Annotated in this window: 7 protein-coding genes and 2 pseudogenes; 4 read left to right on the forward strand and 5 right to left on the reverse strand. The window is 39.0% G+C overall.

From position 1 onward, the window contains the following. Positions 1 to 39: 39 nt before the first annotated feature. Both chlG and CK510_RS20255 read left to right on the forward strand, forming a co-directional pair. Entirely contained in the window at positions 40 to 1,023 is a 984-nt protein-coding gene (chlG, locus tag CK510_RS20250; RefSeq protein ID WP_095723425.1) for a chlorophyll synthase ChlG, read from the forward strand. Positions 1,024 to 1,354: 331 nt separating this feature from the next. Beyond that, positions 1,355 to 1,642: a hypothetical protein gene (locus CK510_RS20255; RefSeq protein ID WP_095723420.1), complete on the forward strand. Its 288-nt coding sequence runs from the start codon at positions 1,355 to 1,357 to the stop codon at positions 1,640 to 1,642. Here the strand turns inward: CK510_RS20255 and CK510_RS20260 are convergent. Both CK510_RS20260 and CK510_RS31120 read right to left on the reverse strand, forming a co-directional pair. Continuing rightward, positions 1,639 to 2,550 (reverse strand): annotated as a pseudogene (locus tag CK510_RS20260) (MDR/zinc-dependent alcohol dehydrogenase-like family protein). The gene CK510_RS20255 and the pseudogene CK510_RS20260 sit on opposite strands and share 4 nt — an antisense overlap. Before the next feature lie 82 nt (positions 2,551 to 2,632). Beyond that, a pseudogene (locus CK510_RS31120) lies at positions 2,633 to 2,737 on the reverse strand (alcohol dehydrogenase); the annotation flags it as partial. 231 nt (positions 2,738 to 2,968) lie between these two features. Here CK510_RS31120 and CK510_RS20265 point away from each other — a divergent pair. Further along, positions 2,969 to 3,874: a ChaN family lipoprotein gene (locus CK510_RS20265; RefSeq protein ID WP_245912239.1), complete on the forward strand. Its 906-nt coding sequence runs from the start codon at positions 2,969 to 2,971 to the stop codon at positions 3,872 to 3,874. A 439-nt stretch (positions 3,875 to 4,313) separates the two neighbouring features. Here the strand turns inward: CK510_RS20265 and crtR are convergent, their stop codons facing one another. Further along, positions 4,314 to 5,222 (reverse strand): beta-carotene hydroxylase, encoded by a 909-nt coding sequence (gene crtR, locus CK510_RS20270; RefSeq protein WP_095723426.1) that lies wholly within the window; start codon positions 5,220 to 5,222, stop codon positions 4,314 to 4,316. Between the two features lie 384 nt (positions 5,223 to 5,606). On the opposite strand from crtR, the gene pyk reads away from it, so the two are divergent. Further along, on the forward strand, positions 5,607 to 7,385 hold the full coding sequence (gene pyk, locus CK510_RS20275; RefSeq protein ID WP_095723422.1) for a pyruvate kinase: 1,779 nt from the start codon (positions 5,607 to 5,609) through the stop codon (positions 7,383 to 7,385). An 89-nt stretch (positions 7,386 to 7,474) separates the two neighbouring features. Here the strand turns inward: pyk and CK510_RS20280 are convergent, their stop codons facing one another. Together CK510_RS20280 and CK510_RS31900 are read right to left on the reverse strand one after the other, a co-directional pair. Then, entirely contained in the window at positions 7,475 to 8,554 is a 1,080-nt protein-coding gene (locus tag CK510_RS20280) for a glycosyltransferase family 4 protein (protein ID WP_095723423.1), read from the reverse strand. A gap of 45 nt (positions 8,555 to 8,599) precedes the next feature. Continuing rightward, positions 8,600 to 9,299: glycosyltransferase family protein (locus CK510_RS31900; protein WP_095723424.1), on the reverse strand; the 700-nt coding region annotated here is incomplete at its 5' end.

Raw genomic sequence — 9,299 nt, forward strand, 5'->3', positions numbered from 1 at the left:
ACACCAGTTAACCCAAATACGAGTGAAGAAGTAAAAACGATAGATGATACTCCTGCGGAGTCGTTGAGCGATAATCGCAATGCAAAAACCCGACAGTTGCTAGGAATGAAAGGTGCGACAACTGGGGATACTTCGATTTGGAAGATTCGCTTGCAATTAATGAAGCCGATTACGTGGATTCCCTTAATTTGGGGTGTGGTTTGCGGTGCAGCTTCTTCGGGTGAATATACTTGGACGCTGGAAAATTTCCTCAAATCTGCCGCTTGTATGTTACTTTCAGGTCCTTTACTAACAGGTTACACCCAAACCATCAACGAATATTATGATCGCGATATTGATGCAATTAACGAACCATATCGTCCAATTCCTTCTGGCGCTATTTCCCTACCCCAAGTAATAAGCCAAGCTTGGGTATTGATGTTGAGCGGTATCGGCTTGGCTTATATTTTAGATGTTTGGGTAGGTCATGAATTTCCCACGATTACGGCAATGACGCTTTTTGGTGTATTTATTGCCTATATCTATTCGGCACCTCCAATCAAGTTGAAACAAAATGGTTGGTTAGGTACTTATGCTTTGGGTTCGAGCTATATTGCTTTACCCTGGTGTGCGGGACATGCTTTATTTGGCGAACTTGACTGGAAAATAGTTGTAATGACGGTAATTTATAGCTTTGCTGGTTTGGGTATTGCTATTGTTAACGACTTCAAAAGCATTGAAGGTGATACAAAACTTGGTTTAAAGTCTTTACCCGTAATGTTTGGGGTAAAAACAGCAGCTTGGATATGCGTCACCATGATAGACGTATTTCAAATTGCGATCGCAGCATATCTCATCTTTATCCACCAGCAACTTTATGCTGCCATCCTACTGCTAATGGTCATTCCCCAGATGGTATTCCAAGATATGTACTTTTTGCGTGACCCCTTAGGTAATGACGTAAAATATCAAGCTAGTGCCCAACCGTTTCTAGTTTTGGGAATGCTTGTTGTTGGTATTGCGATCGGTCATGCAAACTTTTAAAATCGTAGACAATAAAATTACCCTACCCTAACCCTTCCCTTGGAAAGGGAAGGGAACTGGATTTTTATTTTCCCCCTTTGAAAAGGGATAATTTCAGGATACTAAGGGAACACCAAAAAATAAATTCTCCACAATTCTAGGGGTGGGGTGAGTTCAGTATATTGTATATAACTTCTACGATTTTTATTTATCTCCGCAGCTAGAAGCTAAAGAGCGACATATTAGATTTAATATTACTTATAGATTTATTTTTGAGTAAGTATTCCGATTTTTGACTTCCGAATTCTTCAAAACCTGTAATTCTGAATCCAAGCTAGGAAAATAAACCACCGTGTTGCCAGTAATATCTACCCTAATTAACCTAATTCAACCATTCTTAACCCCAATTTGTTTTATAGGAGCTTGGAGCTTAATCTTTCTCGTGATTTCGAGTTTATGGTCAGCAGCAAGTGATGGTGTAACTACAGCCAAGCAAATGCACCAGATACCCTGTGCCAACTGTCAATTTTTCACCACCGATTACCGTTTAAAGTGTACTGTCCATCCATCAATCGCTAACACCGAAGAAGCGATAACTTGTCTCGACTATTCACCACAAACAAATCCCATGCTTTATTAAATTGGGGATTGGAAATTAGGAATTACGAATTTTCTTTCCTCACCCATTTCCAATAAAACCTTCATCACACCGCGAGTTTGGGCATATTCAAATGCTGCAAGTCCTTCGGAAAGGGGAAAACTGGCATTAATTAATGGTTTCACATCTATTTTTTCATCCGCTAATAACTTTAATGCTGGGGCAAAAGGACCGCAACGGGAACCAATTAAAGTAATCTCATCCACAACTAAAGCAGAAGCATCTAGACTTCATTTACCAGCATAAGTACTTTTTAATACTAGTATTCCACGCGATCGCAAAGCTGAACGGGCAATCTCAAAGCCTGTATCATTCCCAGTACATTCAACAGCAATATCAAAGCTGCGTTCTTTCACATCATCAACAAAGCCAACTTTGATACCTCTTGTTTCGAGATTAGCGAGTTTTTCCTTATGTCTTCCAATTGCTAACAAATCACAACCCGTAAGCGCTAGAGTTTGTGCGACTAATTGTCCTAACTTCCCATCACCAACAACTAATACGCTTTGGGACGAATCAATTTGAATTTGCTGCTGAATTTCCAAAGCTGCTGCAACAGGTTCGGTAAATGTCGCAACCTGATTAGAAACGTTATCGGGAACGACATGAAGGTTTTTGCTCGGTAAAGATAAATAATCGGCAAATGCTCCATTGCGGTTGACAATGCCTAAAACACTACGGTTTTCGCAATGTGTTGGTTGTCCATTGAGACAAAAACGACAATAACCGCAAGCTGCATTAATTTCACCGACAACCCGCTTATTAATTAAACTTTCGTCACCTTGTTCGACAATACCAACAAATTCATGCCCTAAAATTCCTTTATAGGGGTAATAACCGCGTTTTAATTCCAGGTCAGTATTACAAATAAGTACCTGGACAGAATTAATTACATATTAGTTATTTATAAATCCTTCGCTAATCAAGGATTTTAGACCATATTTTTGTGTAGTTAATTTTGTCTGATTACTTACCAGCCGATAAAACCCTTATCAACACTTCCCCTGGAGGGATTTCAGGAATCGGAATATCAGTACGAAGTTGTAATTGTTGCTTTTCTAACCACAGTCCTTTCATGGGATTTTAGATTTTAGATTTTGGATTTTAGATTTTAGATTTTAAATTTTGGATTTGTAGAGACGCAAATCTTGCCACGGGGAGTATCTCCGTGGCAAAGTTTGCGCGATATATCGCGTCTCTCCATATTGGATCGTACATTTTGAGATTAGTCGCAAAATAATTAATTTCTCAGTATCCTAGTTGGAAATACCGGACAAGATGATTTTCTACAATAACAAAATTAAACTGATGCGATTCTTTGCTCTATCATTAGGACTTTATTTATTATCTACTGTACCAGCTTATGCTCAAATACCAGCGACAAAGACTTGTGAAACTCTTTTTGCTGGTACTAGATGCATTAATAGCGTCGCCAAACTCATACCAGAAATATCAAAAGCAAAGGTAATATATCTTGGGGAAACCCACGACAGTGCAGAAGACCATAAAAAGCAACTAAAGATTATTCAGGAATTAAGCGATCGCTTCGGGAATCGCAACAACAAGAAAATAGCAATCGCAATGGAAATGTTTCAACGTCCTTCCCAAAATGCCATTAATAATTATTTGGCAGGGAAAATAACCGAGGAAGAATTAGTTAAACAAACTGAATACGAACAACGTTGGGGTTTTCCTTGGGAATTATATGCACCAATTCTCCGATTTGCCAAAGCAAATAATATACCCATCCTGGCGATTAATACCCCGTCAGAAATTACCCGCAAAGTCTCACGTCAAGGTTTGGAAAGCCTGACACCAGAAGAGCGCAAATTAATCCCGCCATTTTCAGAAATTCACACTTCCCCAGACGAATACCGCAAACTGGTTTTAGCAGCTTTTGAAGCACATCAAAATGCTGGACAAGGCACAAGTAAAAACCTAGAGAGTTTCTTCTTAGCGCAGGTTCTTTGGGATGAAACAATGGCAGAAAGTATCGCTAATTTTGTCAAAGCAAACCCAAAGACCCAAGTTATTGTTTTAGCTGGACAGGGACACATTGTTTACGATTATGGGATTCCCAGCCGTGTCAAACGTCGATTACAAGCTAAATCCAATCGCCAGAATTTCATTCATCGTTCTGTATTATTAAGTCCACCAGAAGATGAAAATTTGCCTAAAAATCAAAAAATAGCCGATTTTATTTGGGGAAAATAATCTAGGAAAAATAACATTTGTATAATCTTTATTAATTCTAGACAAACAACGTTGAAGTATATTTTTCGCACTTTAAATTATATCCACTTCAGTAATTGTAAAGTGCATAAATTCTCTATTAATAAACATCCCAAAGTATGGACTACCCGTACTTTTAGAATCCATTCGTTAATTATTCAACTGCTATATAAATCCTAGACAAGTCTAGACATTTATTTCTTACTTCATAGGGAGCATGGGAGCGGTTATCCCTCAGTAAACTCCTTTAATTCCGTTATCGGAACAGTAGATAATCTTCATTATTCCGCCAGAGAAAAAATATTTGTCATTCTTAATTATTTCTTTAGCTTTTGGCAGAATCTAAAATTTAACTAGCAACCAAAAATAAACCCGGCTTGAATTCAAACCGGGTAAATTAAAATTGATTCAGCATCCTTCCTTAATCTTTCTTCCCTTCTTCCTTCTGGGTATGGTGAAAGCGAATACCAAGAAAAATATCGTACAAAAACCCCAGAAAATCCTTCTTTGTCAACAACCCTAATGATTGTGGCGAACCCTTTTCATCAAGAAGTGGCTTCATCAAATAATAAGTAGGTTGATACTTGTACCAAGGTATCGAAGGCCATAAATGATGAATTAAATGGTAATTCTGTCCCAAGATTAAAATATTCAGAATCGGACTGGCGTAAACGCGGGCATTTTTCCAACGATTACGTTCCTCAAATGGACGATGAGGTAAGTAATCGAAAAACAACCCCAGTGTAATCCCGACTACCAATGATGGTACAAACCAAAAATTCATCACAAAGCCCAAAAAGTGATACTGGATTGAAATATAGACAATGGATGCCACAAACAAACGGCTGAGGAACCATTCCAATAATTCATACTTACGCCACAACTGCCGCTTAAAGAAAAATATTTCGTGATAGAAAAACCGTACCGCAATCAGCCACAATGGACCGCCAGTTGAGACATAATGGTCTGGGTCATTTTCAGGGTCATTGACGTTCCCGTGATGCTGTAAATGCACCCTGGTGAACACTGGAAACGCAAATGCCAGCATTAAGGCGCTGCTATGCCCTAATACCGCATTCAAAATTCGGTTACTGTGAGCAGACTGGTGACAAGCATCATGAATTACCGTACCGGAAACATGTAAGGCAAAAACATTTAGGCAAAAGCACACCCAGTCATACCATCCCCAAACCCAATAACCAAAACAAGACAAAATCACAATTCCCACTGCCATCAGAAACATTAGCAGTGTAGGATTAAAACCACCCGGAGGCGCTAATAATTCCCTTGGTGGGAGAGTCAATGGCTTTGGTGCCTCCGCCGTCAGCATTCTAAACTCCTTAACCTTTACGCAACCAAATATTACGAATATACGACACAAATTGCTGAATAATAAAGTTTTATGTACCAAAATTAATTTATTTATGGGTACATCGGCAGATGAATTAACGATATGATTCCAATCGAGTAGGAATTGGGGATGGAGCATGGGGTATGGGGGAATAGGGTAAAAAGTAAAGATTAATTAATATCTAATTTTTTTTAATGCCTACTGCCCATTACCCTACCCTAAGGGAAGCCGCAAAGCGTAAGCATTCCTATTGTCCATTACCCATGACCCAAGACCAATTATCAAACTATCGGTAGGAACAGACAGTAACTGCCGTTCAATTTTACGATAATTCCCAGATAGCTCCCTATAACCAACCTCCCTATGCAATTAAGAGATTCGATTCGTCGTACCAAGATTGTCGCTACAATTGGTCCTGCCACTAGCAGTCCCGAAATGCTAAAGGCTATTATTGAAGCGGGTGCAACGACGTTGCGGTTAAATTTTTCCCACGGAACACATGCTGACCATCAGCGTAGTATTAGACTAATTCGACAGACTGCGTTTGAGCTTAACCAACCTGTGGGTATCTTACAGGATTTGCAGGGTCCGAAAATTCGCTTGGGCAAATTTGAAAATGGGTCAATTGTTGTGGCAAAGGGCGATCGCTTTACCCTCACAAATCGTCTGATTGCTGGTAGCCAGGATATTAGCTGCGTTACCTACGATTATTTAGCTGATGAAGTTCCATCGGGGGCACGAATTATGCTTGACGATGGACGTGTGGAAATGGTGGTTGAAGATGTAGACCGCAATAAGGGTGACTTGCACTGTCGCGTCGTCGTTGGTGGTACCCTTTCTAATAATAAAGGTGTCAATTTCCCTGGGGTATATTTGTCGGTTAAAGCCATGACTGACAAAGACCGTGAAGACTTAATGTTTGGTCTCGATCAAGGTGTTGATTGGGTGGCATTATCATTTGTCCGCAATCCCCAAGATATTATTGAAATTAAAGAATTAATTTCCAGCACTGGTAAACAAGTACCTGTAGTCGCCAAAATTGAGAAACACGAAGCGATCGAACAAATGGAAGCTGTTTTGGCACTCTGCGATGGTGTCATGGTAGCACGGGGTGACTTGGGTGTGGAACTGCCCGCAGAAGATGTTCCAGTATTGCAAAAACGCCTCATTGCCACCGCCAACCGTTTGGGTATCCCCATCATCACCGCTACCCAAATGCTCGATAGCATGGTGAATAATCCCCGTCCTACCCGTGCCGAAGTTTCGGACGTAGCAAATGCCATCTTGGACGGTACAGATGCAGTGATGCTCTCCAATGAAACTGCTGTGGGTAATTTTCCTGTGGAAGCTGTCGCGACGATGGCACGTATCGCCGAAAGGATGGAACGAGAAGCAGCAGAAAATAATCATGCCCGTCAAGCACGAACAAGACCTTCAATTCCCAACGCAATTAGCCAAGCAGTCGGTCAAATCGCCGAACAGTTGGGTGCATCTGCAATTATGTCATTAACCCAAACAGGGGCAACAGCGCGCAATGTTTCTAAATTCCGCCCACAAACGCCGATTTTAGCTGTTACACCCCACGTAAATGTAGCTCGACAGCTACAGATGGTATGGGGTGTTAAACCTTTGCTGGTGCTGGAATTACCTTCCACTGGGCAAACTTTCCAAGCGGCATTAAATGTTGCTTTGGAGAATAAAATGGTGTCGGAAGGGGATTTGGTTGTGATGACCGCAGGTACGCTCCAAGGTGTTTCTGGCTCCACTGATTTGATTAAGGTTGAGGTTGTGACATCGATACTTGGTCAAGGTATTGGACTTGGACAAGGTTCTGTCAGTGGTCGGGCACGAGTGGCGCATAGTGGGCTTGATGTTGGTAATTTTAATCACGGTGACATATTAGTTGCATCCCATACAACTGCCGATTTCGTAGATGCAATTCGTAAGGCAGCAGGTATTATTACTGAGGATGCAAGTCTTACCAGTCACGCTGCTGTGATTGCTTCTCGGTTAGGTGTTCCTGTAATAGTTGGTGTCAAAGATGCAACGCAATTAATTCGTGATGGTGCGATTTTAACAATGGATATGCAGCGTGGATTGGTATATTCGGGAGCAGTTGGAGGAACAGTTGTAACTCCGTAAAATGGGCAAGGGGCAAGGGGCAAGGGGCATCCGTAATACTCTATGTCCAATTCCCAATCCCCAATTCCCAATTCCCAATTCCCAATTACCTAAATAAATTGCTTTAATAGCTCGACTGTGGCTAATCCTGTTTTTTCCCAGCTAAATTGTTTTGCTCTTTTTAATCCCAGCAAAGAAAGTTGCGATCGCATTTCTTTATCTTCGGCGATTTGTTGCATGGCTGCGGTAATTTCTGGTGTTTTGTATGGATCAATTAGGATTGCGGCATCTCCTGTAACTTCTGGTAGCGACGATAAATTAGAGGTAATTGCAGGGGTTCCACAAGCCATTGATTCGAGTACGGGGAAACCAAATCCTTCCCAAAAACTCGGAAATACTAGTGCGATCGCATTGCTGATAATATTGGGTAATTCGCTGTATGCTACGTAGTCTAGGAATTTGACTTGATTGGTAATTCCTAACTCGGATATTTGTATTTCCAAAGTTGGTGTAAAGCGTTTGTCTTTCGATCCGACAAGCCACAATTCATAGTTTTGATGGTTTGCTAAATCTGCAAAAGCTTGTATAACTCCATGTAGATTTTTATATTTATCTTGCCTTCCTAAATAGAGAAAATATGGTTTACTTGGATTAGATTTACTCGAATTAGGTTGAAAATGATTTGTATCATGTGCAAGTAAAATCGGTGTAATTTTACTTGTAGATATGCCATAAAAATTAGTAATATCCGCAGCAGTGGATTCGGAATTACAAATAATATGTTGTGCTTGTTTCAGAACTTGGGGAACAACATAACGAAAATAGTTTGTCAGTGGTGATTTTATATTGGGAAATCGCAATGGAATCAAATCATGTACTTGTACAATATAACGGCAATTTGCAGAAATTGGAGCTTCTGGTAAAGGTGAAAAAATCAACTTTGCAGAAAATTCTTTATATATTTGTGGCAGTTTAAATTGTGTCCAAATTAAGCGACGTAGATGACCTTTAGAACCTTGAGCAGGTGTCAAATTATTCGGTATTTGGTAACACTTAAAATCAGGATAATTTTGAGATGCTAATAATGTCGGATTTAAGTTATTTAAAAACGGAAATAAATTCAGGGCATAATTACTTATACCTGTTGGTTTAGAAAAAACCATCGATAAATTAACTAATAGTTCGCTCATTTTTTTATAGTGAAGTTATAAAGATATGATGTAGAATATTAAGTTTTAATTCGACCTAAATATTGATGATAAACTAGTTTTAATTCTATCTCGACAATATAAAAATACTGCATGGAATTTTCCTAAGGATATTTTAGGTTTGATAAAAATTAAGATAGAAGCAAAAATAATCAGCTTGATAAAACGAATAAGAAATACCAGAATATTTGTATAACGTTCTAAAGTTAACAAATAGCTATAAGTACTATGTTGAATTTTTTGTTGGATATGTTTATTTGTAATTGAAGAAGGTTGATGTACTACATTTAATTGTTTTGTAACTGCTATTTTATGACCATCGATTGCATAACGCTGACAAAAATCGAAATCTTCGTAATAGAGAAAATAATTTGTATCGAATAGCGGACATTCATCAAAATTACAAAGATTAATTATTAAGCTGCAACCCGAAACCCAATCACAATCAACATAATCGACATTACTATGTGTTAATAAATCAACTATTGAAACTGTCCCAGTTAATTTAGAAAAGTTACCACCAGCGAACCAAATCTCATTTATAGGTGTACGAATAATTGTACCAAGAATCGAAATTTTAGGATGGTTATTCAAAAAATGTTGAACCTGTGAATAGGAAGAATCAACAAAATAAGCATCGGGATTAATCAACCAAATAATAGCATTTTTATCTTGATTATAAATCCACTTAATAGCAAAATTACAAGCACTACCAAAACCAATATTT

It is taken from the genome of Brunnivagina elsteri CCALA 953, assembly GCF_002289455.1.
Taxonomy (GTDB): Bacteria; Cyanobacteriota; Cyanobacteriia; order Cyanobacteriales; family Nostocaceae; genus Brunnivagina; species Brunnivagina elsteri.

Excerpts from the sequence above, each read along its gene's own strand:
- pyk (WP_095723422.1), top strand. The coding sequence starts at position 5,607 with ATGCAATTAAGAGATTCGATTCGTCGTACCAAGATTGTCGCTACAATT.
- crtR (WP_095723426.1), bottom strand. The coding sequence starts at position 5,222 with ATGCTGACGGCGGAGGCACCAAAGCCATTGACTCTCCCACCAAGGGAA.
- CK510_RS20280 (WP_095723423.1), bottom strand. The coding sequence starts at position 8,554 with ATGAGCGAACTATTAGTTAATTTATCGATGGTTTTTTCTAAACCAACA.
- CK510_RS20265 (WP_245912239.1), top strand. The coding sequence starts at position 2,969 with ATGCGATTCTTTGCTCTATCATTAGGACTTTATTTATTATCTACTGTA.